20 protein-coding genes and 1 pseudogene are annotated in these 22,004 nt (G+C 59.7%); 10 read left to right on the forward strand and 11 right to left on the reverse strand.

The window, feature by feature from the left end:
- Nucleotides 1–44 precede the first annotated feature (44 nt).
- Entirely contained in the window at nucleotides 45–1,478 is a 1,434-nt protein-coding gene (locus tag F0A17_RS12015) for an efflux transporter outer membrane subunit (protein ID WP_149328570.1), read from the reverse strand.
- Nucleotides 1,479–1,564: 86 nt separating this feature from the next.
- On the opposite strand from F0A17_RS12015, the gene F0A17_RS12020 reads away from it, so the two are divergent.
- The 7 genes from F0A17_RS12020 (at nucleotide 1,565) to F0A17_RS12050 (ending at nucleotide 8,556) form a co-directional block, all read left to right on the forward strand.
- The gene (locus F0A17_RS12020) at nucleotides 1,565–2,215 is read left to right on the forward strand and encodes a TetR/AcrR family transcriptional regulator C-terminal domain-containing protein (protein ID WP_149328571.1); all 651 of its coding nucleotides are present in this window, start codon (nucleotides 1,565–1,567) and stop codon (nucleotides 2,213–2,215) included.
- Between the two features lie 32 nt (nucleotides 2,216–2,247).
- On the forward strand, nucleotides 2,248–2,616 hold the full coding sequence (locus tag F0A17_RS12025; RefSeq protein WP_149328572.1) for a hypothetical protein: 369 nt from the start codon (nucleotides 2,248–2,250) through the stop codon (nucleotides 2,614–2,616).
- Between the two features lie 619 nt (nucleotides 2,617–3,235).
- Nucleotides 3,236–3,967, forward strand: coding sequence for a class I SAM-dependent methyltransferase (locus F0A17_RS12030; protein ID WP_149328573.1), 732 nt, complete (start codon nucleotides 3,236–3,238; stop codon nucleotides 3,965–3,967).
- Between the two features lie 130 nt (nucleotides 3,968–4,097).
- Entirely contained in the window at nucleotides 4,098–4,274 is a 177-nt protein-coding gene (locus tag F0A17_RS12035) for a DUF1289 domain-containing protein (protein WP_149328574.1), read from the forward strand.
- 88 nt (nucleotides 4,275–4,362) lie between these two features.
- Nucleotides 4,363–4,905: an HD domain-containing protein gene (locus F0A17_RS12040; protein WP_149328575.1), complete on the forward strand. Its 543-nt coding sequence runs from the start codon at nucleotides 4,363–4,365 to the stop codon at nucleotides 4,903–4,905.
- 369 nt (nucleotides 4,906–5,274) lie between these two features.
- On the forward strand, nucleotides 5,275–6,516 hold the full coding sequence (locus tag F0A17_RS12045) for an NAD(P)/FAD-dependent oxidoreductase (protein ID WP_149328576.1): 1,242 nt from the start codon (nucleotides 5,275–5,277) through the stop codon (nucleotides 6,514–6,516).
- 507 nt (nucleotides 6,517–7,023) lie between these two features.
- Complete coding sequence (locus F0A17_RS12050) at nucleotides 7,024–8,556, forward strand: P-loop NTPase family protein (protein WP_149328577.1); 1,533 nt, start codon at nucleotides 7,024–7,026, stop codon at nucleotides 8,554–8,556.
- A 149-nt stretch (nucleotides 8,557–8,705) separates the two neighbouring features.
- Here the strand turns inward: F0A17_RS12050 and F0A17_RS12055 are convergent.
- The 7 genes and pseudogenes from F0A17_RS12055 to guaB form a co-directional block, all read right to left on the reverse strand.
- Nucleotides 8,706–8,925 (reverse strand): annotated as a pseudogene (locus F0A17_RS12055) (GMP synthase (glutamine-hydrolyzing)); the annotation flags it as partial.
- An 86-nt stretch (nucleotides 8,926–9,011) separates the two neighbouring features.
- Nucleotides 9,012–9,662 carry an HhH-GDP family DNA glycosylase gene (locus tag F0A17_RS12060; RefSeq protein WP_149328578.1) on the reverse strand — a complete coding sequence of 217 codons (651 nt, stop codon included), beginning with the start codon at nucleotides 9,660–9,662 and terminating at the stop codon, nucleotides 9,012–9,014.
- Nucleotides 9,659–10,279, reverse strand: a complete 621-nt coding sequence (locus F0A17_RS12065; protein WP_149328579.1) for a 7-cyano-7-deazaguanine synthase — start codon at nucleotides 10,277–10,279, stop codon at nucleotides 9,659–9,661. The genes F0A17_RS12060 and F0A17_RS12065 overlap by 4 nt, the downstream gene beginning before the upstream one ends.
- The gene (locus tag F0A17_RS12070) at nucleotides 10,276–11,607 is read right to left on the reverse strand and encodes a nucleoside 2-deoxyribosyltransferase (protein ID WP_223111538.1); all 1,332 of its coding nucleotides are present in this window, start codon (nucleotides 11,605–11,607) and stop codon (nucleotides 10,276–10,278) included. The genes F0A17_RS12065 and F0A17_RS12070 overlap by 4 nt, the downstream gene beginning before the upstream one ends.
- A 2-nt stretch (nucleotides 11,608–11,609) precedes the next feature.
- On the reverse strand, nucleotides 11,610–11,996 hold the full coding sequence (locus F0A17_RS12075) for a hypothetical protein (RefSeq protein ID WP_223111539.1): 387 nt from the start codon (nucleotides 11,994–11,996) through the stop codon (nucleotides 11,610–11,612).
- A gap of 333 nt (nucleotides 11,997–12,329) precedes the next feature.
- Entirely contained in the window at nucleotides 12,330–13,904 is a 1,575-nt protein-coding gene (gene guaA, locus F0A17_RS12080; protein WP_149328580.1) for a glutamine-hydrolyzing GMP synthase, read from the reverse strand.
- Between the two features lie 174 nt (nucleotides 13,905–14,078).
- Nucleotides 14,079–15,548, reverse strand: a complete 1,470-nt coding sequence (guaB, locus tag F0A17_RS12085; RefSeq protein WP_149328581.1) for an IMP dehydrogenase — start codon at nucleotides 15,546–15,548, stop codon at nucleotides 14,079–14,081.
- Between the two features lie 211 nt (nucleotides 15,549–15,759).
- Between guaB and F0A17_RS12090 the strand changes: the two genes are divergently transcribed.
- The 3 genes from F0A17_RS12090 (at nucleotide 15,760) to xseA (ending at nucleotide 18,074) form a co-directional block, all read left to right on the forward strand.
- Nucleotides 15,760–15,957, forward strand: a complete 198-nt coding sequence (locus tag F0A17_RS12090; RefSeq protein ID WP_149328582.1) for a CsbD family protein — start codon at nucleotides 15,760–15,762, stop codon at nucleotides 15,955–15,957.
- Nucleotides 15,958–16,016: 59 nt separating this feature from the next.
- Entirely contained in the window at nucleotides 16,017–16,577 is a 561-nt protein-coding gene (locus tag F0A17_RS12095) for a PRC-barrel domain-containing protein (RefSeq protein WP_149328583.1), read from the forward strand.
- Between the two features lie 156 nt (nucleotides 16,578–16,733).
- Nucleotides 16,734–18,074, forward strand: coding sequence for an exodeoxyribonuclease VII large subunit (gene xseA / locus F0A17_RS12100; protein WP_149328584.1), 1,341 nt, complete (start codon nucleotides 16,734–16,736; stop codon nucleotides 18,072–18,074).
- A gap of 18 nt (nucleotides 18,075–18,092) precedes the next feature.
- Here the strand turns inward: xseA and glrR are convergent, their stop codons facing one another.
- From glrR to F0A17_RS12115, 3 genes are all read right to left on the reverse strand, one after another.
- Nucleotides 18,093–19,379, reverse strand: coding sequence for a two-component system response regulator GlrR (gene glrR, locus F0A17_RS12105; RefSeq protein WP_422670884.1), 1,287 nt, complete (start codon nucleotides 19,377–19,379; stop codon nucleotides 18,093–18,095).
- Nucleotides 19,380–19,541: 162 nt separating this feature from the next.
- Nucleotides 19,542–20,078 carry a hypothetical protein gene (locus F0A17_RS12110; protein WP_149328585.1) on the reverse strand — a complete coding sequence of 179 codons (537 nt, stop codon included), beginning with the start codon at nucleotides 20,076–20,078 and terminating at the stop codon, nucleotides 19,542–19,544.
- The gene (locus F0A17_RS12115) at nucleotides 20,075–21,574 is read right to left on the reverse strand and encodes a sensor histidine kinase (RefSeq protein WP_149328586.1); all 1,500 of its coding nucleotides are present in this window, start codon (nucleotides 21,572–21,574) and stop codon (nucleotides 20,075–20,077) included. Before F0A17_RS12115 ends, F0A17_RS12110 begins: the two co-directional genes overlap by 4 nt.
- Between the last annotated feature and the right edge of the window lie 430 nt (nucleotides 21,575–22,004).

Below are 22,004 nucleotides of genomic sequence, written 5' to 3' on the forward strand. Positions count from 1 at the left end.
CAAGCGAAGAACCAGGAACTGCCGTTTACCCACTTCAGACGTACTCATGAGGGCTCACCCGTGAAATGCATGGTTGCGTTCGAGGTATCGAAACCGCCGCCCAGAGCGCGGTGGAGTTCGGCGTCCAGCACCAAGGCTCGCGACTTTATATCCGCTTGCTGCTTACGTGCCTGTAGCCAGGCATCCTGGGCATTCAGCACGGTCAGATAGTTCGTCAAGCCTGACGCGTACTGCCGCTCGGCGAGATCGTATGCGGCGCGCCTGGCAGTCAGGGTTCGCTCCTGAGCCCGGGCCTGGGGTTCCAGCGCGCCCAACGAGACCAACTGATTCGCCACATCGCGGACGGCCGTCAGCAACGCTTGGTTGTAGGTTTCAACGGCGGCATCAAGCTCCGACGTTTGCGCTTTTAGCTGAGCACGCAACCGGCCAGCGTCGAAAACAGGCAGGCTGATGGCGGGCTCAATGCTGTAAGTGCGGCTACCTGCATCCAACCAATCGGACAGACCCACGGATAAACCCTGTCGAGCCACACCAGCGAAAGCGCGCAAGTTGATGTTGGGATAAAAACTGGCTCTGGCCGCTTCAACGCCCTGGGTGGCCGCCTCCACTCGCCAACGCGCCGCCACCACATCGGCGCGCTGCCCGATCAGTTCGGCAGGTATGGACGCTGGCAGGGAGTGCCGTGTTGGCTCCACGTTTGGCACCGCATCGGCCAACGCATTCATCGGCAACCCCGCCAAGGTTGCCAACGTATTTCGCTGCAAGCCGATACGCTCATCCAGTTCGGCAATATCGCGTTCCGTAGCGAGCAGCTCGCCCTCGGCTTGCCAGCGCGCAACCTCCGTGTCGAGCCCTTCCCGAACCCGAGACTCGACAAGACGAAGCGCCCGAGCGCGCAACTCGAGAGCGTCCTCGGCTAACGTCCTCAACTCCAGCAGTCTGGATAGTTCAAACCAACTTTTGACCATCTGGCTGGTGAGCAAAACCTTGGCGTCTTGCGCCTCGGCCTGCCGTGCTGCCGTTTCGCCCAGCGCTACGTTCAAGGCCGCGCGCTGGCGTCCCCAGAAATCGAAGGTATAGCGGGCTTCAGCTCCAAGGACGTAAGTCGATCCATAGTGCCCCGCCAAAGGTGCGTCGACATCGTATTGCTCCGCATAGCGTTTCCGCGTTGCACGGACGCTCCCGTCCACCGTGGGCCCGCGTTCCGCACCGGCTTGATCTGCGACCGCAGCCGCTTGTGACACGCGTGTTTGCGCCAACCGTATGTCAGGGCTCTGGGAAAGCGCCTTCTCTATCAACGCAGTCAGCCCGGGATCATGATAACGCTCCCACCAGTGCGGTGATGGCCGATGCCAACCCGTGTCCATGGCCCCAAGCGATTCGGGGGTATGCAAAGTGGCTCGAGGATGACCCACATCCCCCATGCTGGCGCAGCCCGAAAGCGCCACCACGAATACCAGGCTCCATAGGTGTCTCATTGATCAGCCCCAATCTAACATTGTTAGACAACAAGGCCGCATGCTAGACTAACAGTGTTAGATGTCAACCCTCGAAGAGGAAGAACATGGCGACAAAGGCACCTAGAATCGAACGCGCCAAGGTCATTGGGACCGCACTGGCGCTACTCGACCGGTATGGGATTGAAGGATTGACGATGCGAAAGCTGGCACAAGCGCTCCAGATACAAGCCCCTTCGTTGTATTGGCACTTCGAGAGTAAACAGTCGCTTATCGATGGAATGGCCGATGCCCTGGTTGACGCTGTGGCACGGGATCTACCTGAAGCACAGCCATGGGAAGAGCGCGTTCGACAAGTCGCCGTAGAACTTCGACTCGCGCTGTTGCAGCATCGCGATGGCGCACGAGTGTTCGCCGGCACCTATGTCGTTACCGACAACGTGTTGCGCACTGGCGAAGCCATGATCTCCGCTTTCATGCAAGCGGGGGCGGATGCGGAGCTCGCCGCCACCTCCAGTTTCACCGTGACCTACTATGTGCTGGGCCTGGTGATGGAGGAGCAAGCACTGGGTCCCGAAAGCACTCTGGACCTGGCCGCACGCAAACAGACGTTTCTCGACTCGGCGCGAGAGAAATACCCGCATAGCTGGGCCGCACGCGAAGCGATCTTTTCCGAAGATTTCAATGCTCGCTTTGAGACTGGCCTGGATTTGCTCATTGCAGGTATCAAGCAACGAATCGTCGCAGATCATCCTTGATCCTTGGCTGTCACTCTTCAGAGGAAGGGTATATGCATATCGACACCAGCCACTTTCCAAGGGTTTGGATATCTTCTACTGGGCCATCCAATTGGGAATCGGAACTGGAGAGCCTGCTGCACCAGGGCGACCGTTTCGTCCTACTGACGCGCGAGGTACCGGGCAAGGGGCAGGAAGCCGCGCCAGAAGAGAGAAAGCGCGCCGCTCTGTGGCTCAAACGCAACCGGGAACCCCTCAAGCAAGTGTGCGCAGGTAGCATCGTCGTCGTCACGAACCCAACCGTTGCGCTATCCCTCCGTGTCGCCTTGGCCCCTCTGGGCAAGGCTTTCGGTTATCCCATCCGGGTCGTAGAAGAGAGTTCTATCGAAACTGAAATCAATCGCTTACTCGAGAACTCGTGACTCGAACTCTTCTGATAGCGTGGTTCGCGCCTGACCATTAGCGAGCCGTTGCCCACGCGCCGGAGCGAAATGCGTGGCATCATGGCGGTGAACAGGGTGGGCCCACCTTTGCATCCCGTGGGCGGGGGCATCTCGACAGTACCGTGGCCCCGTGATATGCCTACCGTGTGTTTGCTACCGCAGCGGAATGTCCGCCATGGCCTTTCATAACCCCGACCCGAAAATGCGTGACATCGAGCAACGCAATGCCCGGTTGCGCGCCGGATTCTTTGCCAAGCTGTTTGGCGGTGCCTGGCGTGGATTTCGCAACGCCTTGTCACGCCCGCGATTCCAGCGCCGTCGACGTCAACCTTGAGGCCGTTCCTCTGCGCTTTCCAATCAACAGCGCCTCGTCACGGTGAGTCATTCGACACGTCGCGTCACGGGGCAAACGTTACTGGTGCGGTTGCCAAGCGACTGCAGTTAAATTGCTGCAAGCTGCCGGAGCGGTGGGCAGCGACACCGAGATGATCGAGCGCCAGTTCTGTAAGCGATAGCTGGCACCGGCGTAAGCGATCTCTCAAAGCCTCGTAATCGAGCGGCTTGGCTCGTGCCTCGTCCTTTTTTCACAGGAATTCACATGGCACAGAACCTATACGATGATCCGACGTTCTTCGCTGGATACAGCCAGCTCCCAAGGCAGGTCCACGGGCTGGAGGGTGCTCCGGAATGGAACGTCATCAAGGCTATGCTGCCGCCCTTGGAAGGTAAGCGTGTCGCTGATCTGGGCTGCGGTTTTGGCTGGGCCACCAGATGGATGCGACAGCAAGGGGCCGCGTCCGTAACGGGATACGATCTATCCGAAAAGATGATCGGTCGCGCCCGCGCCGAAACAAACGACGAGGCGATCGACTATCGGATTGCCGATCTCGATACGCTTGAACTTCCAGTAGACAGCTTCGACCTTATCTACAGTGCCCTGACGTTTCATTATGTCGCAGATTTCGCCCGTCTCGTCAGTATGATGCATCGGGCTCTGGCACCCGGCGGCGCGCTGGTATTCACCATTGAGCATCCGATTTTCATGGCCGCATCGCAGCCAGGTTGGATCGAGGATGCACAGGGGCGCAAGACATGGCCAGTCAATAGCTATGCGATCGAAGGCGAACGCCGCACCAATTGGTTTGTCGACGGCGTTCTGAAATATCACCGGACTGTCGGCACGACGCTGAACACTCTCATTCGACAGGGGTTCCAGATAGATCGGGTTGAGGAATTCGCCCCTACCGCGACTCAGATCAGTGAGCAGCCAAGTCTCGCCGAAGAATTGGAGCGTCCCATGATGCTCCTGATCGCCGCTCACACCAGCTAACTGGATGGTGGGCTGCCTTCGCCTTCTGGCAGCCCACCGTCCTCTCGATTTCGATTGCGAAGAAGCGTGCCAGCGGGAGCACGGCGGCGACTGGCAGCGCAGGCTGCGCACCATGTCAACGAGGCATTGAATGACGAAGGAGATCGAAAGCCCGTGCGTCTCGGTATGCCAACTGAAAGGGGATCTCTGCATCGGCTGCGGCCGCACGATGGAAGAGATACGCCACTGGAAAGCCATGAAGCGGCCGGAAAAGAGAAAAACGGTGAAGCGCGCCGAGGAGCGCTTGAAGAAGTTACTGCGAGATTGATGCCCTTTAACGAATCCGAGGCGCAGGGAACGCTGGCATCATGATGGTGGAAGATGAGAGTGAAGGTGGAGCGGAGGGAACTGCTGGAATGGACGACATGATCGAACGCGCGGCACTGTTCAGCCGGGCCGCCCATCAAGCCGTTGGGCAGCGACGCAAGTACACCGGCGAGTCCTACTGGCACCACCCGGTGGCCGTCGCGGAGAGGGTGTCGGCCGTGGAGACAGCGACAGTGGAAATGATCGCCGCCGCCCACCTGCACGATGTGCTCGAGGATACCGCGGTGACGGCGCTGGATATCGAGGCGTGCTTCGGCGAGCGAGTGGCCGTTCTGGTCCTGGAGCTGACGGATCAATTCGTCGATCCCGAAATCGGCAATCGCGCTCACCGCAAGGCGCTGGAGCGCGACAGGCTGGCGCAGGTCTCCCCCGAGGCGCAGACCATCAAGTACGCCGACTTGATCGACAACACTTACAGCATCGTCGCGCGGGCCCGTGGCTTCGCTCGAGTCTATCTGGCCGAGAAGCGCCGACTTCTGGAAGTGATGACAGCGGGTGATCCGGCACTGAGGCGCCAGGCATGGCGCGTATTGGTTGAAGGCGAGGCGAAGATTCGCGGCGTTGCGAGATAAACGGCGACAGCCGCCCGAGCCCCATCGCTACACGCAAGTGTGACCGTGCAAAAGTTGCCGCTACGAGACGCCCGGATCAGTACCCGCCACACCGTTCTGAATCAGTTCATGGCCAGACCATGGCGGCCCTCAGTGCAGCACCTACACTATCCGGTAATGGCGCGAGCAGGCCCGGGAGCCAACTGCGGACAGATATTCCATTCACCCCTGCTACGTCGGGCAAATATTCTGTCTTCCGATCAAAATATAGCGTCTTTATCTTAATTTTCAGCAGGTAGCCGATTTTCTGGGAAGTGCTGATAAACTCCGACCATGACAGGCTCTGCCCCGCGGCGGAGCTTTCCATTTTCCATCGGCAGGGAGACCTTCATGGCCCGCAATATCATCGTTCTTGGTGCCGGCATGGTCGGCGTTTCCGTGGCCTGGCATCTGGTGCGTCGTGGTCATGACGTCACGCTGGTGGACCGCCGTGAGCCGGGGCTCGAGACCTCCTTCGGCAATGCCGGCATCATCCAGCGCGAGGCGGTGCGCCCCTACGCCTTCCCCCGCGATATCGCCACCCTGCTGCGGGTGGTGCCCAACCGCCAGGTGGACATCCGCTACCGCCCCACCGGCATGCTGAGCGCGGCGGGCCCGCTGCTGGACTACTGGTTGAACTCGAGCGGAAAGCGCTACGAGCGCATCGTTACCGAGTGGGCGTCGCTGATCATGCGCTGCCAGGATGCCCACGCCCCGATGATCGAGGCCGCCGGCGCCGAGGCGCTGGTGCGCAAGGGCGGCTGGCTGGAGCTTTACCGCACCCAAAAGGAGTTGGAGGAGCGCCAGAAAGAAGCCCAGGAGAACCACGAGCGCTTCGGAGTGGAGTATGAAGTGCTGGACGCCGAGGCGCTCTACGACAAGGAGCCGCATCTGGGCAAGGGGCTGGTCGGGGCGATCCACTGGACGCAACCCTGGATGGTCTCGGACCCGGGCGGCCTGGTGCAGGCGTACGCCCGCAGCTTTGCCGAACAGGGCGGCCAGGTGATGAAGGCCAGCGTCGAGGACGTGCTCCAAGTAGAAGGCGGCTGGCGGGTCAATACCAGTGAAGGCCCCATGGAGGCGGATGAGGTGGTGGTGGCCCTGGGGCCCTGGGCCGGAGAACTGCTGGGCAGGCTGGGCATGAAAGTGCCACTGTTCGTGAAGCGCGGCTACCACATGCACTACTCCGCCGAAGGAGAAGCCAAGCTCAACCACTGGGTGATGGACGCCGAGAAGGGCTTCCTGCTCGAACCGATGCGCGCCGGCATTCGCCTGACCACCGGCGCTGAGTTGGCCGACCTGGAATCGCCGCCCCAGTACAAGCAGCTGGCCGCCGCCGAGAAGGTGGCACGCAAGCTGTTCCCGCTGGGCAAGCGCCGCGACAGTCAGCCCTGGAAAGGCGCCCGCCCCTGCCTGCCCGACATGAAGCCGGTGATCGGTCCCGCCCCCAACAAGGATGGGCTGTGGCTCGCCTTCGGCCATGGCCACCAGGGCTTCACCCTCGGCCCAGCCACCGGTGAACTGCTCGCCCAGATGATGGATGGCGAAGAACCCGCGGTGGATATGGCACCGTTCCGGGTTGATCGTTTCTGAAAGCAAGGCCATAACGAAAACGGGCGCCCTTGAGGCGCCCGCTTTTTTCTACTTCACGCTCTGTCGGCCTGGCCAGCCTCACCGGCATAGGTAATCGCCTCAATCAGCCAAAGGCCGAAAATTCCGGCGCATCCTTATTTAATCTCAGGATATTCGTTCATGCTATGTTCAAGCGAATGAACAATTAAACTCTTACATGCCTAATCCTTCCGCAAGCTCCCGCATACTTTCTAACAATCAGTTTGAACGACGTCCGCACGAAAAATGGAAACTTAAATCTGCATCCATGACTCACCCCAACAAATATTTAACATAACGCCAACTATCTGACTGAGATATAACGGATGTAACCCCTAAGTGGTCAGCTCAGACATTGCACGAGCCAGTGACTAACTTTAGTCTAAGAGGCTCAATAGATGTTGAATCTTCATATAGGATGAAATATAATAAGATTTAGATCTTAATTAAATAGAATTAATTATATCACAGCATCAAATAAGGGAAAATATGACTGACAAAATACTAAAACTTCGAGAAGTAATCACAGAAAACTTGCGGATCCAAAGGCACAGTGATTCCGTAACCTATGTAGACACCGACTCACTAATTTTTGATTTGCGAGCCAAGCAAAACCATGCAGTGTTTGCTCGTAGGGGTTGCGGTAAAACTCTTTTAATGTTCAAATCTGCCGAACAAGCTTCTGATGAGACACGCACAATCTATTTAAATTGCGAAGATTTCAAAAGGCATAGCTTTCCGGATGTACTGCTAGAAATTTTAGAATCTGTTTTTTTCGAATTACAGCAAAACTGCACAGGCTGGTTTGGAAAGAAAAAAAGGCTCCGACAAATAGTTCAAGAAGTCATTTCAGATATTAGCAGCATCAAGGAAAGGCCTGACGAGACCAGCAAGCAAATCACAATCGAAGAGAACAGAAAAAATAGCCACACCACATCTGCTTCAGCAAGCGCCAAGCACTCCGGACTAAATTTAGGTATTAAAGCAGACAAATCTTCAGCCGCCTCTATTCGTGTGGAGCAAGCATTTCAAGAGCATCAATCAAAGCTTAAAGAACTCGACAAGAATCTACCTGGATACAAGAGAAAAATAAGGGAGTTTTTTGAAATTTCAAGCAAGGTAAAATTTGTTTTTATTCAGATTGACGATCTTTACCACCTAGATCGTGTTCATCAAGCCTTTGTTATAGATTACGTGCACCGATTATGCAAAGATTTACCACTTTTTTTTAAAATTGCAACCTTAAGACACGCAAGCACATTGTACGTAGATCGAGATGGACAGCCGTTTGGGGCTCAGGAGCGCCATGATTTCCAGCCTGTTAGCATCGATTACGATTTTGGAGACTTTGAAAAAACACGTCGACGAAATCTTGCTATTCTTGAGGGTTTTGGAAAAATAGCAAAAATGTCAACGAAAGAAATTTCTGAACTATTTAAAGGCCAAGGATTTTCTAGGCTTGTGATGGCAGGCGGAGGGGTGCCTCGAGATGTTATGTCACTCTTCTTAGAAATTCTTCCCTCTGTTAGTCAAGGGGATGGAAAAATCGGTAAAGATGACGTGAGAATAAGCAGTCGGTCAAATTTTGAAAGGCGGATTGAAGAATTAAAGCAGGATTCCCAAGATCAAGAACAAGAAGGCCTCCTAAAAGGAATCTATTTAATTAGAGAATTTTGCCTTGAGCGAAAAACTAACATTTTTAATATTAGTGAAGAACTTCTTAAGAGAAATGACCAAGTTCGCGGGCTAATATATAGACTACTGGACTACAGAATTATTCATAACTGTGGATCAGCTTTAACGCACAAGTCTCAAGAGGGTACTTTTCAAGCCTTTTCTATTGACATAGGCTGCTACGCGCATCTAAGAAAACTTGAGGGCCGTTTCAATGAAATTGATGTTTCCACCCCCCAAGCAAAGGAGCGCATGCGCTCTGCACCTATACTTACTTTAGAATGGTTAACTAAAAAACAAGAGGCAGTACCTGAGGAAGACCTAGAGGATCATCTTTTGTCCGATTAGTTTTCCATCCAATACTTCGACTCGATTCGATTTAGAATCATACTTTCACAATATCTCTTGACTTGGAAACATTGCTAGTCGAACCGCCACTGATTGTAACAACAGAAAGCCCCGCTACGACGGGGCTCCCTCTCAATCGTCGCGGGCGGCTAGCTGCTGATGTCATACGTCAGGCGTGAGATGCCGCGGATCTCGTTGATGATGCGGTTGGAGACTATCTCCAGCAGCTCATACAGCAGATGGGGCCCCTCCAGCGGTCATGAAGTCGATGGTTTCCACGGCGCGCAGGGCGATAACCCTTTCGTAGCGGCGGCCGTCGCCAACCATGCCGACGGATTTCACCAGCAGGGACACGGCGAGGATATTCGATAACTGCACCATAGAATTGGGAAATAGGAAGAAAACTACATCCCTGCGAAGACCTCCTCGCTGAAGTAATTTGCAGGACTTCACCCTTAGACAGCGAAAGCTAACTTCACCTGAGTTCGCGCTGTGGCCCGACGCCATAGCCAGCCATCAAACTCCCGGCGTGGAAGCGAGAGTAGGTCAGCAGCACAACAAAATGATGCACGCAAGAAATGATAGTCGTCTCTCTCGACATCAATTGCTTTTGCGAAAGCACGAACATGGCGGTCAACTGCGATAGAGTCAATTCCAACGAGGCACGCCATATAATCGACGGTCTTCGGACCGATACCGCTGATGGTTTGGATTGCATTGCAGAGTTCGTCGGATGCCAGACGAGTACGCAAATCCTGAACATCCTCGATGCCCCACCGCTGTAGGAAAATTACCAGTGCCTCGAAACGGCTCACTTTCTCATGATGACGCCAATTCAAGAATGCACCTGTCTCCCCATCCTGAATAATCGAGATCAATGAGGAAATCGTATGGCAGCTCGGATGCGTCCGGAGAATGTCTAGTACCCGTGGACGTACAACAGTCGTGTAATTGAGCCCGGCTTGGAGCACCGAGTCCGCAAGAACAGCTCCTAGGTGGTCGCAGGTAACACGCGGCTGTTTCTCACCCAAGAGCACGCCTTCATCTTTCGCGTGGTTGGCGATGCGACGCGCTACGAGCAGCACCTCGATGGCGGGACTGGTCATACCAACTTAGCCTCTTTCAATGCATTCAGGCGCTCGACGCAGTTCGGACAGGCACCGCACGGAAACTGTGCAAACGCTTGGCACGAGTATGTTCGTCCGATAGGTACACCAAGCTCAGCAGCTGCCCTAGCTACATCGGCCTTGGACGAATAGCGGAACGGTGAGTGAAAGCGAACGGGGCCAATGCTCGATGTGAGTCCGTCGAGGCTATCCATAAACGCGGCAGTACAGTCAATTTCTTTGGCGTGGTTACTGTTGATGAAGCCAGTATAGACATCCAGGATACCAACGGTCTGCGCGCGTGCCGCGGCAGCGGCGAAGAATAGCATTGTTCTGTATGGTATGTACAAATCGTCATCCTTGACCTCTTCAGTCCAGAGGTCAGCTTCGCTAATCAGCCGCGACGGCGAACCTCGGAAGATACTCGATATGTCGAAGCGCTCAGGCCGCTGCATATCAGAGGGCAGAACTTCATTCACACGACTCCACTCAACGCCTACACAATGTTGCCCGTAGTCGAAAAAGATTGGTACGACCTCCACACCTGCTGACGTGAGCTGGTATGCAACAGTTGTTGAGTCCAAGCCACCCGAAGCCAGTAGGAGTACTTGTCTCATCGCGATTCAGCCCTCAATTCAGCAATGACGTTGAAAGTTCCGTTGAGGCACGCATCAAGGTCCGCGGAGTACATCGAACTTCCGGCGACCACCATTGTGTTCTCATTTTCACGCCGAGGGTCGTAGGTGATGACCGGCTTTCCCATTTCAATTGCCATGCCGATTTCAACGAGCGTACCAGGATCACGGTCGAGAGGAACCGAGAAGACTACATCACATTCCTTCAACAGCTGGCAGTCCATCTGATACGTTCGGCGCAGATCAGCCTCACTCGCAGGTCGCTTTAACTCGCCATTCTCCAGGATGGGACGTCGCACCTTGAAGTTGTGGTACGTGAGGCTATCCACAGCACGATCAAGCTCTTGTTTTTCGACGTACGAGAAGTCCGGACCGGCAAGGTAGATTGAGTAGCTTTGGCGGTCGTGCCATGGGAGCACCGTTCCGCCGAGCGCTTGCAGCACCCCCACCGAGAGTCGGAACCCGCGCTGCACATCGCGCTTGATGTCGTCGGGAAACGTCGACTGGGAGTACGCCGTGGCAGCCTGGCTTCCGCGCCACGCTGCTTCGGTCCATCCGATGTGAGAGAGGCCCACCATAACGCTGGAATAGACATCCCCAACGCCGACTGAATTGACGGTGTGGCTCAACGTTGCCGGGATCTCGTCGACGCCGCCATTCCGTATGTCAAAGAGTCGGCTGCCGCCACGATTCTCTTTAAGCAGGAACACGTCCGGCGAAAGCCCCTTTATTGCATCTAGCAGTTCGTCGATATCTCTCTTTCCAAGCCTCATGAACAGCGAGGACGACGTCGAGATAATGACAGCTTCCACGCGACCTCTGAACGTCTCGAGCGATGAGAGATCCTCAACATCGTACGCGATATCGAATGAGAACCGCGCCTCCTCAGCGAACGCGCTGGCGAGTTTGCTGATATCGAACCTGCCGGGGAAGACAACGACCTTCTGGTAAGCATCGAGTTGCGGTAGCGGGTCGTGAAATTTCACTACCTTGGTATCACGCATCAAGTCTTCGTAGCCTTGCTGCGAAACCTCCGCTACATCACCAATAAGGATAACGTTCGGTGCGCCGACTACGTCACCAAGCCAGATGAACTCTTTGCAACCGAACTCAGCGAGGTAGCGCTTTGCTTCGTCAACGAGGTATTGCGGACAGAAAGCTGCCACTGAATAGTCAAGTTCTGCAGCCCATAACCCCCTCGCCGCGTGACCGACGCCACCCAAACGAAGCTTGCACATTGCACCATGCTGGGCGAGCGTGTAGTCCACAACCAGCTCCCCAACAACTAGGACAGCATCAGAGTCGGCCATAATTATTGCGGCGCGAAGTCAGCAGCTACGGTGGGGACGGGTGATACTGCAGATGAGCTCACCAACCCGACATAAGTCACACCGTCTTCCAGGCATTCTACGAGATAATTGAATGATGTGGGGAGCGCTCCAACTTTCACACCATTCACATCGACTGCGAATACACGCTTCTTGTCGAAGAGAATGCCCAGCTGGTCGCCAACAGCCGGGACATTATTGAATTGTGAATAGAAGTCGCTGTTTCCAACATCATCGAGTAGCACGTGAAATGCCTGCTTGCATTTGTCGACGCCGCTCGCACCGCCTGCCACGCCTGTTCCGTCTCCAGCTACCTCTTTGGCCTTCGTACCAGGATAGTCTGAAAAACGACCCGAGCCTGAGCTTCCCATCTTCCACCCCCTTCCCGGTTGATCCAGTTTTGCACTGGTGTTGTTCGACCCGCTCTACGAGCAAGCGCCACAAGGCCACCGCTCCACGGGCTAAAGAAATATGCGGCCGCCGACGGATAACCTAAATCACGCTACCGCCCGGGGATAACATCATTTCCCTGCGACAGCCCTGTCTGCGTTGTACTACCTGTCTCTTCTATCGGCGGTCATCTCGGCGACCTTAACCCGAGTTAACTAAACCTTGTAACGGAATGCAAAGAAAAGGGCCTACCCTTTGGTAGACCCTTGATGTCGGTCAGCTTAGCCGTATCAGGCGTTCAGCCTAGATGCGCCTCACTCCCACTCGATCGTCGCAGGCGGCTTGCTGCTGACGTCGTACGTCACGCGGGAGACGCCGCGGATTTCGTTGATGATGCGATTGGAGACCTTCTCCAGCAGCTCGTACGGCAGGTGGGCCCAGCGTGCGGTCATGAAGTCGATGGTTTCCACGGCACGCAGGGCGATGACCCACTCGTAGCGGCGGCCGTCGCCAACCACGCCAACGGATTTAACCGGCAGGAACACGGCGAAGGCCTGGCTGGTCTTGTGGTACCAGTCGGCGTTATGCAGTTCCTCGATGAAGATGGCGTCGGCTTCGCGCAGGATGTCGGCGTACTCCTTCTTCACCTCGCCGAGGATGCGCACGCCCAGGCCCGGCCCCGGGAAGGGGTGGCGGTACACCATGTCGTAGGGCAGGCCAAGTTCCAGGCCGAGCTTGCGCACTTCGTCCTTGAACAGTTCGCGCAGCGGTTCGACGAGCTGCAGCTTCATGGTTTCGGGCAGGCCGCCGACGTTGTGGTGCGACTTGATCACGTGGGCCTTGCCGGTCTTGCTGGCGGCAGATTCGATCACGTCGGGGTAGATGGTGCCCTGGGCCAGGAAGTCGACGCCTTCGATCTTGCTGGCCTCTTCATCGAACACGTCGATGAAGGTATTGCCGATGATCTTGCGCTTGGCTTCCGGGTCGTTCTCGCCTTCCAGCTTGCCCAGGAACAGCTCTTCGGCGTCCACGCGGATCACCTTCACGCCCATGTGCTGGGCGAAGGTTTCCATCACCTGGTCGCCTTCGTTCTTGCGCAGCAGGCCGTTGTCGACGAACACGCAGGTGAGCTGGTCGCCGATGGCGCGGTGCAAGAGCGCGGCCACCACCGAGGAGTCCACCCCGCCGGAGAGGCCGAGCAGCACGTGGCGGTCGCCGACCTGGTCGCGCACGCGGGCGACCTGGTCCTCGATGATGCGCGCCGGGGTCCACAGCTTCTCGGCGCCACAGATGCCCACCACGAAGTGCTCGAGGATGCGCATGCCCTGCAGGGTGTGCGTCACCTCGGGGTGGAACTGCACGCCGTAGAAGCGCTTCTCCGGCCAGGTCATGGCGGCGATGGGGCAGCTCGGGGTCGAGGCGGTCACGGTGAAGGGCTCGGGGGCGCGGGCGACCTTGTCGCCGTGGCTCATCCATACGTCGAGCAGCGCCTTGCCGTCGTGGTCCACGTGGTCCTTGATGTCGCGGAACAGGTCGTCGCCGCTCTCGATCTTGACCTGGGCGTAGCCGAACTCGTGCTTGTTGGAGCCCTCCACGGCGCCGCCGAGCTGTTCGGCCATGGTCTGCATGCCGTAGCAGATGCCCAGCACCGGCAGGCCCAGCTCGAACACGCACTTCGGCGCGCGGGGCGAGCCTTCGGCCACGGTGGATTCCGGGCCGCCGGAGAGAATGATGCCGTTGGGCCGATACTCACGGATCTCCTCCTCGGTGATGTCGAAGGCGCGCACTTCGGAGTACACGCCGATCTCGCGCACGCGGCGGGCGATGAGCTGGGTGTACTGGGAGCCGAAGTCGAGGATGAGGATCTTGTGGGCGTGAATGTCGGTCATCGGGTCGTCTCTACTGGCAACGTATGGCGGCGGGGCAACATAGGTAAGAATGAGCGGCGTCGCTGGCTGAACGTCAGGTTAGGCGAAAACGGCCGAAGCAGCGGAGTTGACGTGGTCGTCAATGAGCATGCGGCGGCCGTTTTCACAACGCATGGCGCCAGTTCAGCGGCACCGCTAGCCCACTCGGTAGTTGGGCGCTTCTTTCGTTATCTGCACGTCGTGCACGTGGGATTCGGCGAAGCCGGCCCCGGTAATCTGCACGAATTCGGGTTTGGTGCGCATCTCGTGGATGTCGCGGCAGCCGGTGTAGCCCATGGAGGCGCGCAGGCCGCCCATCAGTTGATGAACGATGGCGCTCATCATGCCCTTGTAGGGCACGCGGCCTTCTATGCCTTCCGGCACCAGCTTCTCGGCGCCGCTGTCCTTGTCCTGGAAGTAGCGGTCGGCGCTGCCCTGGCTCTGGGACATGGCGCCCATGGAGCCCATGCCGCGGTAGGCCTTGTAGGTACGGCCCTGGAACAGCTCGACCTCGCCCGGGGCTTCCTCGGTGCCGGCCAGCAGGCCGCCGACCATCACCGCGCTGGCGCCGGCGGCGATGGCCTTGGCCAGGTCGCCGGAGAAGCGCACGCCGCCGTCGGCGATCAGCGGGATGTCGTACGCCTTGAGTGCCTCGGCCACATTGGAAACGGCGGTGATCTGCGGCACGCCGACGCCGGCCACCACGCGGGTGGTGCAGATGGAGCCGGGGCCGATGCCCACCTTGACGCCGTCGGCGCCGGCTTCGGCCAGCGCACGGGCGGCGGCGGCGGTGGCGATGTTACCGCCGATCACCTGGATCTGCGGGAAGTGTTCCTTGACCCACGCCACGCGGTCGATCACGCCACGGGAGTGGCCATGGGCGGTGTCGACGATGATCACGTCGACGCCGGCTTCGGCCAGCGCGGCCACGCGGTCCGGGGTCTCGGCGCCGGTACCCACGGCGGCGCCGACCAGCAGGCGGCCGTCGGTGTCCTTGGCGGCGCTGGGGAAGGTGCGTGCCTTCTCGATGTCCTTGAAGGTAACCAGGCCGCGCAGGTGGAAGGCGTCGTTGACCACCAGCATCTTCTCGACACGGTGCTCCTGCATCTTGGCCTTGATCACGTCGAGCTCGGTGCCTTCGGGCACGGTGACCAGGCGCTCGCGCGGGGTCATGATGTCGGAAACTCGGTCACCGTGGTTGGGCTGGAAGCGCATGTCGCGTTCGGTGACGATCCCCACCAGCGTTTCGCCCTCCACCACCGGGAAGCCGGAGAAGCCGTACTCCTGGGCCATCGTCAGCAGGTCCTCGAGCTTGGCCTTGGGCCCAACGGTCACCGGGTCCTTGACGATGACGCTCTCGTGCTTCTTGACCTTGCGCACTTCGGCGGCCTGGGCGGTGATGCTCATGTTCTTGTGGATGATGCCGATGCCGCCTTCCTGGGCCATGGCGATGGCCAGGCGGGCTTCGGTCACGGTATCCATGGCGGCGGAGACGAGGGGGATGTTGAGGTAGAGGTCGCGGGACAGGCGGGTCCGCAGGCTGACGTCCTTGGGCAGGACCTCCGAGTAGCCGGGTACGAGTAATACGTCGTCGAACGTAAGAGCTTCTTGGGCCATACGTAACATAGTCGGCAACACCCAGTGCTGGTGGGGGAGGGAAAAGTTAATCAACCATTATAACGTCCGGCCCGAGGGGCGGGCAATGCGGGGACGGGGTTGGCGAACCAGCCGCAATACACTTCGATACAGTCTGAAACCGGCTTTGACTTACAGCGGCAGAAACGTGATCTAGCTTGAAGACGTACACGACGGTCCATTCACGCAAGGAAGGGGCAATATGAATTGGGACCAGATCGAAGGCAAATGGAAAGAGCTGATGGGCAAGGCCCGCTCCAGTTGGGGAGAATTCAGCGACGAGGAGCTCGATCAAATTGCCGGAAAGCGTGAGCAATTGATCGGCAAGCTCCAGCAGCGTTATGGCCTGGAGCGCGAGGAAGCCGAGCGCCAGGCCGACGATTGGGCGCGTCAGCAGTAACGGCGCGCCCGCCGAAGCAAGCAAGATCCTGTATCCAAGGAAAGGTAAGGAGAGCGATCATGCAAAAGCGCCTATTGACCATCGCCGTCGCCGCCGTCACCGGCAGCCTGGCCTTTGGCACCCAGGCCGTGGCACAAGAGGAAGATCCCAAAGCGGCACAGGGGCTCTACTCGGCCGATGACATCATCGGTGCCGATGTCTATCTGGAAGGCGATCCCGAGGAGGATGTCGGCGACGTTAGCAATCTTCTGCTCGATGACGAACAGAAGGTCAGCAAGGTGGTGATCACCACCGGTGAGATACTGGGCATGGGTGGCCGCGAGATCGTGGCGGATATCGAGGACATAAGCCTCGAGACCGAGCGTGACGGCGAGGAAACCACCCACCGCATCCTCATCAACGCCGAGTCCGAGGACCTGGAAGGCTACCCGGAATACAGCGAGGAGTGGTTCGACACCGAGCGCGAGAAGGTCCGTACCGAAGGTGAGAGCGCTTGGCAGACGGGCACTGTCGGCGCCGGCTCCGACATGGGCGGCCAGAATGCCGAAGGTAACCAGCAAGGCAACGGCGAAGACAGCGCCGAATATACCGACGAGGACGTCGAAGACGAATTCGAGTGACGCCCGCTCGAACCCTGCCCTCCCCATGACGTGAAACTTGCGCCGGTTCGCCCGGCGCTTTTTTCGTCCTGCCCCGAGCTCCCCGGTCGAGCGTCCATGTCGGCTCGCCCCGGTCATGCTAGAGTGGCGGCATCGTTTCATCGTCCGAGACCGCGCATGTCCCCACCCGACGCCACCGCCCTCTCCGTCAGCGAAGTGAATCGCCGCGCCCGGCAGCTGCTCGAATCGGGCATTGGCGAGGTGTGGGTGGAAGGGGAGCTTTCCGGCGTGTCGCGCCCGGCCTCGGGCCACGTCTATTTCACCCTGAAGGACGCCTCGGCGCAGCTGCGCGGCGCGCTGTTCCGCAATCGCGCCCGCTTCGTCGGCGCGCCGATGCGTGACGGCGACCGGGTCAGGGTGCGCGGTCGGGTGTCGGTGTTCGAACCGCGTGGCGATTACCAACTGATCGCCGAGGCGGTGCAGGCGGCCGGCGAAGGCGAGCTACTGGTTGCGCTGGAGCGCCTCAAGCAGCGGCTTGCCGCCGAAGGGGTGTTCGCCAATGCCCGCCCCCTGCCCTGCCCGCCGCGCCATCTGTTGGTACTCACCTCGCCTACCGGCGCGGCGATCCGCGACGTACTGGCGGTGCTCCAGGCGCGCTGGCCGCTGGCCCGGGTCACGCTGATCGGCGTGCCCGTGCAGGGGCGCGAAGCGACGCCGGCGTTGATCGCCGCCCTCGGGCTGCTCAACCGCCAGCAGGCGCTCGACCCGGCGCAGGACGTGATATTGATGACCCGGGGCGGCGGCAGCCTGGAAGACCTGTGGGCATTCAACGATGAATACCTGGCACGGGCCATCTTTCATTCGCGGCTGCCGGTGATGTCGGCGGTGGGCCACGAGGTGGACGTCACCCTGTCGGACCTGGCCGCCGATGTCCGCGCCCCCACCCCCTCCGCCGCGGCCGAGATGCTGGTACCGGATCGCCGCGATCTCGAGCGCCGCCTGGCCGACCTGGAGCGCCGGCTCTCGCGCTGCGCCCAGGCGCGCCTCGAACGCGAGGGCCAGCGGCTGGATCATCTGCGCGCCCGGCTGCGCCACCCCGGCGAGGGGTTGGCTCGCCAGCGCCAGGCACTCGTTGCGCTGGAAGCCCGGCTGCATCGCGCGCTGCAGGGCCGGCTCAGCGCCGAGCGCCGTCACCTTACGCATCTGCAGCGGCGCTTCACCGCCTGCCACCCGGGGCGCAGTATCGAACAGAGCGCCGCCCGGCTGGAGCGTGCGCGCTCCCGACTGGAGCAGGCGGTCCAGCGCCGCCTGGCGAAACAGCACGAGCGATTGGGTAGCCTGGCACGGCAACTGCAGGCGGTCAGTCCTCTGGCGGTGCTGGGGCGCGGCTATGCCATTCTGCAGAATGATGAGGGCCAGGTGGTACGGCGCGCGACCGACACTCAGCCTGGCCAAACGCTGACCGCCAGGCTGGGCGAGGGCAGGTTGAAGGTCGAAGTGAAGCGACGTTTCACGTAAGCCGCCCCGACCCCCGCACTATTCGGGCTTGAAGGTGCTCGGCTCCAGCTCATGACGTGCCAGCAGCTTGTAGAAGTCGGTGCGATTGCGCCCGGCAATGCGCGCCGCCTGGGTCACGTTGCCTTCGGTGATCTTGAGGACCTTGACCAGGTAGCTGCGCTCGAAGTTGGAGCGGGCATCGTTGAAGGTCGGCAGCGCGCTGTCCTCCGCCGCCAGGGCCTGGGCCACCAGCGCTTCGGGAATCATCGGCGAACGCGTCAATGCCACGCACTGCTCCACCACGTTGACCAGTTGGCGCACATTGCCGGGCCAGGCGCTGGTGGCCAGCAGGTTGAGCGCCTCCGGCGAGAACCCCTTGACGAACGGCTTGTGTCGGGCCGCTGCCTGGGCCACCAGGTGGCGCGCCAACAGCGGCACGTCCTCGGCGCGATCCTTGAGCGCCGGCAGCTTCAGGTTGACCACGTTGAGGCGGTAGAAGAAGTCCTCGCGGAACTCGCCCTGATGCATCGCCTGGCTGAGGTCGCGGTGGGTGGCGGAGAGAATGCGCACGTTGACCGGAATCGACTGGGTCGAGCCCAACGGGCGGATCTGGCGCTCCTGTAACGCCCGCAGCAGCTTGACCTGCAACGGCAGCGGCATGTCGCCGATCTCGTCGAGGAACAGGGTGCCGCCGTCGGCGGCCTGGAACAGGCCCTTGTGGTCGCTGATGGCCCCGGTGAAGGCGCCCTTGGCATGACCGAACAGTTCGCTTTCCAGCAGTTGCTCCGGCAACGCGCCGCAGTTGATCGCCACGAACGGCTTGCTGGCGCGCGGGCTGGCGTCGTGGATGGCCCGTGCCAGCAGCTCCTTGCCCGAACCGGAGGGCCCGGTGATCAGCACGCTGACGTCCGACGACGCCACCATGCGCGCCTGCTCGAGCACCCGCTCCATGGTGGGGCTGCGGGTGATGATGTCGGCCCGCCAGGCATCGTCGCTTCCCCCCGCGCCGACCGGCGTGTTCGTCAGCGCCTCGTCGATCGCGCTGAACAGCTCGTCACGGTCCACCGGCTTGGTGAGGAAGCTGAACACGCCCTGCTGCGTGGCATTCACGGCGTCGGGAATGGAACCATGAGCGGTCAGAATGATGACCGGAAGCCCGGGAACTTCGCGCTGGATGGCCTGGAACAGGGCCAGGCCGTCCATTTCGTCCATGCGCAGGTCCGAAAGCACGAGATCGGGACGCTCGGCTTCCAGGCAGCGCAATGCCTCGGGACCACTCTCGGCCGTGGTCACGCGGTAACCGCGGCTTTCCAGTCGCATGCCCATGAGACGCAATAGGCTGACGTCGTCGTCGACCAGCAGGATATGGGCTTCGGACGCTTTCGCGCCGGAAGCTCGTGCCGGGGACCTGCGAGTCTCTGCCTTCCGGGCATCAGTCAGTCGAGCCGCTTCCATTACTCGTATCTCCCGTGTCGCACAGGGCGACTACTATCGCAAGTTCATGTTCCGCTCGATCGTGGTCAACGCCTCGAGCTTCTCGGCAAGCTCCGTGTTCTCACGCTGCAAGACGGACAGCTGATCGCGTGACCGCGAGTTCTGCCTGGCCAGGGAGCGTCGCCCCTCCAGTTCATTGCGCCAATAGAGCAGCAGCGGCTGCAGTCCGGCCGGTGCCGCATGCGTATACGTTCGGTAGAGCTCGGCCGCCTCCGCCCATTCGCGTTCGCTGCCCCAGGAATGGACCACGGCGCGTATGAGCTGTCGCTCGGCCTCGCTCTTGTTCGGGGCGGTATCCAGACCTTCCAACGTTTGGCGGCGCCATTCGTCGTCGCCGCGCTGCGAGGAGAGACCGAACCCCACCCAACTGGGCACCAGGCAGGCATCCTCTTCGAAGGAGGGAATCAGCGCCTGGCAGGAGTCGGCCGACACCGTCTCATTCTCCGTACCGGTAACGATCTGCTCGGGCAAATATTGGCACCCCCCCAGCCAGACCACGGCCACGCCGACACAGAGTGTTCTCAACATCATGATGCTTCGCTCCTTGCGCTGTCGCCCACTTCGACGGGCACGGTATTCTCTCCGCTTTGGGTCAGGGGCACTCCCCGGCGCGGCAGTGTGAGTCGAAAGCACACCTCGAATTCACGATCCTCCACCAGCACCAGGCTGCCGTTCTGAATCCGGGCGCAGTCGGCCGCTACCGAGAGACCGATGCCCGAGCCCTTAAGCGGCCCCCTGCGGCGGGACCGCCCCTGATAGAAGGGCTCGAAGAGTCGCGCACGATCGTTATCGGCGATCGGTTCGCCGCTATTGGCGACATCAAGGAACAGGTGATCGCGCCCCGCATGAGCGCGAATCAGCAGGTCACCGCCGTCTTCGCCATAGGCGATGGCGTTGGAAACCAGATTGTCGAGAATCCGTCCCACGGCGGTGCGATCCACCACCCAATCCAGGGGGCCGTCGAAGGCCGTCACCCGCATGCCCTTGTGCTCCAGTGCCAGTCGATGCTTGGCGAGCGTGGTCTTGACCAGGGTCGCCACATCGACGCGTTCGAGAGTGATCCGTTGGTTGTGCTGCAGCAGATTATAGTCAAGTAATTGCTCAATTAGGCGCTGCAATTCCCTGCCGCTGGCATCGATCAACGACAGGATCTCGCGCTGGCGGGGGCTCAGCTCGCCGGCCACGCCGTCGGCCAGCAGTGCCGACCCTTCGCGCACGCTGGCCAGCGGCGTCTTGAGCTCGTGGGACATATGGCGCAGGAACTGCTGCTTCTGGGCCTCGAGATCGCTCAGACGAGTCGATAGCCAGTCGAGACGATCGCCGAGCTGGACCAGCTCCGCCGGTCCCTGGATGGTGTCGCGATCGTTGGTCTCCACTCCGCTGCCAATGCTGAGGATGCGATGCTCGAGCTGACGCACCGGGCGAATGATCAGCCAACTGAACAGCAGCATGAGCAGCAGGCTGGAGGAAACCAGCGCGGTGGTCTGCAGCCAGAGCCGCGATTGCACCGCCTCGGCTCGGGAGCGGATCATCTCGATTCGCGCATCGATCTGCTGGTTGGTGGCCTGTCGCATGGACTCGACGTGTTCGGCGAACGGGCCGAACAGGGCCAGCCATACCTCCAGCGCCTCGGCGTCCAGTTCCGGGAGCTGCGAAAGCAGCAACAACTGCTCCTCCAGCGCCAGGACATCGGGATCGCGCGGCAGGAAGCGACGCTGCTCGGCCAACAGCTCGGTGAATTCGTTGTGACGTTCGGCGTAGATATCGAGCAGGCTCTCCTGCTCGAGCACGGCGTACTGGCGCGCGCTACGCTCCATGTCCAGGGCCAGGTTGCTCAGCATTCTCGCCCGGCGGCTCTCTTCCACGGCCTGGCGCGCACTGACATCCGCCAGGCGTGAGAGTTCGGAGAGGGCCTGTCCGGCCTGATACATGAGGATTCCCAGCGGCAACATCACGACGAGGAAGGCCAGCAGCACCAGCTGCAACAGGGAACGTGGGCGCCAGCGGCGCGAGACCCGTTTGGTCATGACCAGTGTTCTACTGAATAAAGGGAAAAAAAACACCATGGTGCATGCCTGAAGGATAACAGAGTTCCACGCTCAGCTTCTCGTGTCCTGACGTTCCCGCTGATTTTTTCGGAAAAAAAGAGGCCGGCGAGAGCCGGCCCAAGTACGCAGGGAACTGAAGGGGTTGGAAAATATGGGCATCGATCGCCTGGTCGAGCCATATCCACACTTTCCGTGGGCCCGAGAGCCCTCGAAACCCTGCATCGTCTGTCGGCCTACCAGGAGCCAGCCGATACAGGCGAACGGCGAACCGTTCTGCTTCGTTACCTGGCGTCACCGCCGCGAGTCACTCGCCGGCGATGCCGCGATATTCGATCCCCCAAGGGGGATGAGGCATCCTTGCCGGGGCATCCTTGCCCTTCTGGTACCTTTCCTTGCCTGTTGGCGGTAC

It is taken from the genome of Billgrantia pellis, from assembly GCF_008297955.1.
GTDB lineage: Bacteria > Pseudomonadota > Gammaproteobacteria > Pseudomonadales > Halomonadaceae > Halomonas > Halomonas pellis.

Excerpts from the sequence above, each read along its gene's own strand:
- F0A17_RS12015 (WP_149328570.1), bottom strand. The coding sequence starts at position 1,478 with ATGAGACACCTATGGAGCCTGGTATTCGTGGTGGCGCTTTCGGGCTGC.
- F0A17_RS12020 (WP_149328571.1), top strand. The coding sequence starts at position 1,565 with ATGGCGACAAAGGCACCTAGAATCGAACGCGCCAAGGTCATTGGGACC.
- F0A17_RS12025 (WP_149328572.1), top strand. The coding sequence starts at position 2,248 with ATGCATATCGACACCAGCCACTTTCCAAGGGTTTGGATATCTTCTACT.
- F0A17_RS12030 (WP_149328573.1), top strand. The coding sequence starts at position 3,236 with ATGGCACAGAACCTATACGATGATCCGACGTTCTTCGCTGGATACAGC.
- F0A17_RS12035 (WP_149328574.1), top strand. The coding sequence starts at position 4,098 with ATGACGAAGGAGATCGAAAGCCCGTGCGTCTCGGTATGCCAACTGAAA.
- F0A17_RS12040 (WP_149328575.1), top strand. The coding sequence starts at position 4,363 with ATGGACGACATGATCGAACGCGCGGCACTGTTCAGCCGGGCCGCCCAT.
- F0A17_RS12045 (WP_149328576.1), top strand. The coding sequence starts at position 5,275 with ATGGCCCGCAATATCATCGTTCTTGGTGCCGGCATGGTCGGCGTTTCC.
- F0A17_RS12050 (WP_149328577.1), top strand. The coding sequence starts at position 7,024 with ATGACTGACAAAATACTAAAACTTCGAGAAGTAATCACAGAAAACTTG.
- F0A17_RS12060 (WP_149328578.1), bottom strand. The coding sequence starts at position 9,662 with ATGACCAGTCCCGCCATCGAGGTGCTGCTCGTAGCGCGTCGCATCGCC.
- F0A17_RS12065 (WP_149328579.1), bottom strand. The coding sequence starts at position 10,279 with ATGAGACAAGTACTCCTACTGGCTTCGGGTGGCTTGGACTCAACAACT.
- F0A17_RS12070 (WP_223111538.1), bottom strand. The coding sequence starts at position 11,607 with ATGGCCGACTCTGATGCTGTCCTAGTTGTTGGGGAGCTGGTTGTGGAC.
- F0A17_RS12075 (WP_223111539.1), bottom strand. The coding sequence starts at position 11,996 with ATGGGAAGCTCAGGCTCGGGTCGTTTTTCAGACTATCCTGGTACGAAG.
- guaA (WP_149328580.1), bottom strand. The coding sequence starts at position 13,904 with ATGACCGACATTCACGCCCACAAGATCCTCATCCTCGACTTCGGCTCC.
- guaB (WP_149328581.1), bottom strand. The coding sequence starts at position 15,548 with ATGTTACGTATGGCCCAAGAAGCTCTTACGTTCGACGACGTATTACTC.
- F0A17_RS12090 (WP_149328582.1), top strand. The coding sequence starts at position 15,760 with ATGAATTGGGACCAGATCGAAGGCAAATGGAAAGAGCTGATGGGCAAG.
- F0A17_RS12095 (WP_149328583.1), top strand. The coding sequence starts at position 16,017 with ATGCAAAAGCGCCTATTGACCATCGCCGTCGCCGCCGTCACCGGCAGC.
- xseA (WP_149328584.1), top strand. The coding sequence starts at position 16,734 with ATGTCCCCACCCGACGCCACCGCCCTCTCCGTCAGCGAAGTGAATCGC.
- glrR (WP_422670884.1), bottom strand. The coding sequence starts at position 19,379 with ATGGGCATGCGACTGGAAAGCCGCGGTTACCGCGTGACCACGGCCGAG.
- F0A17_RS12110 (WP_149328585.1), bottom strand. The coding sequence starts at position 20,078 with ATGATGTTGAGAACACTCTGTGTCGGCGTGGCCGTGGTCTGGCTGGGG.
- F0A17_RS12115 (WP_149328586.1), bottom strand. The coding sequence starts at position 21,574 with ATGACCAAACGGGTCTCGCGCCGCTGGCGCCCACGTTCCCTGTTGCAG.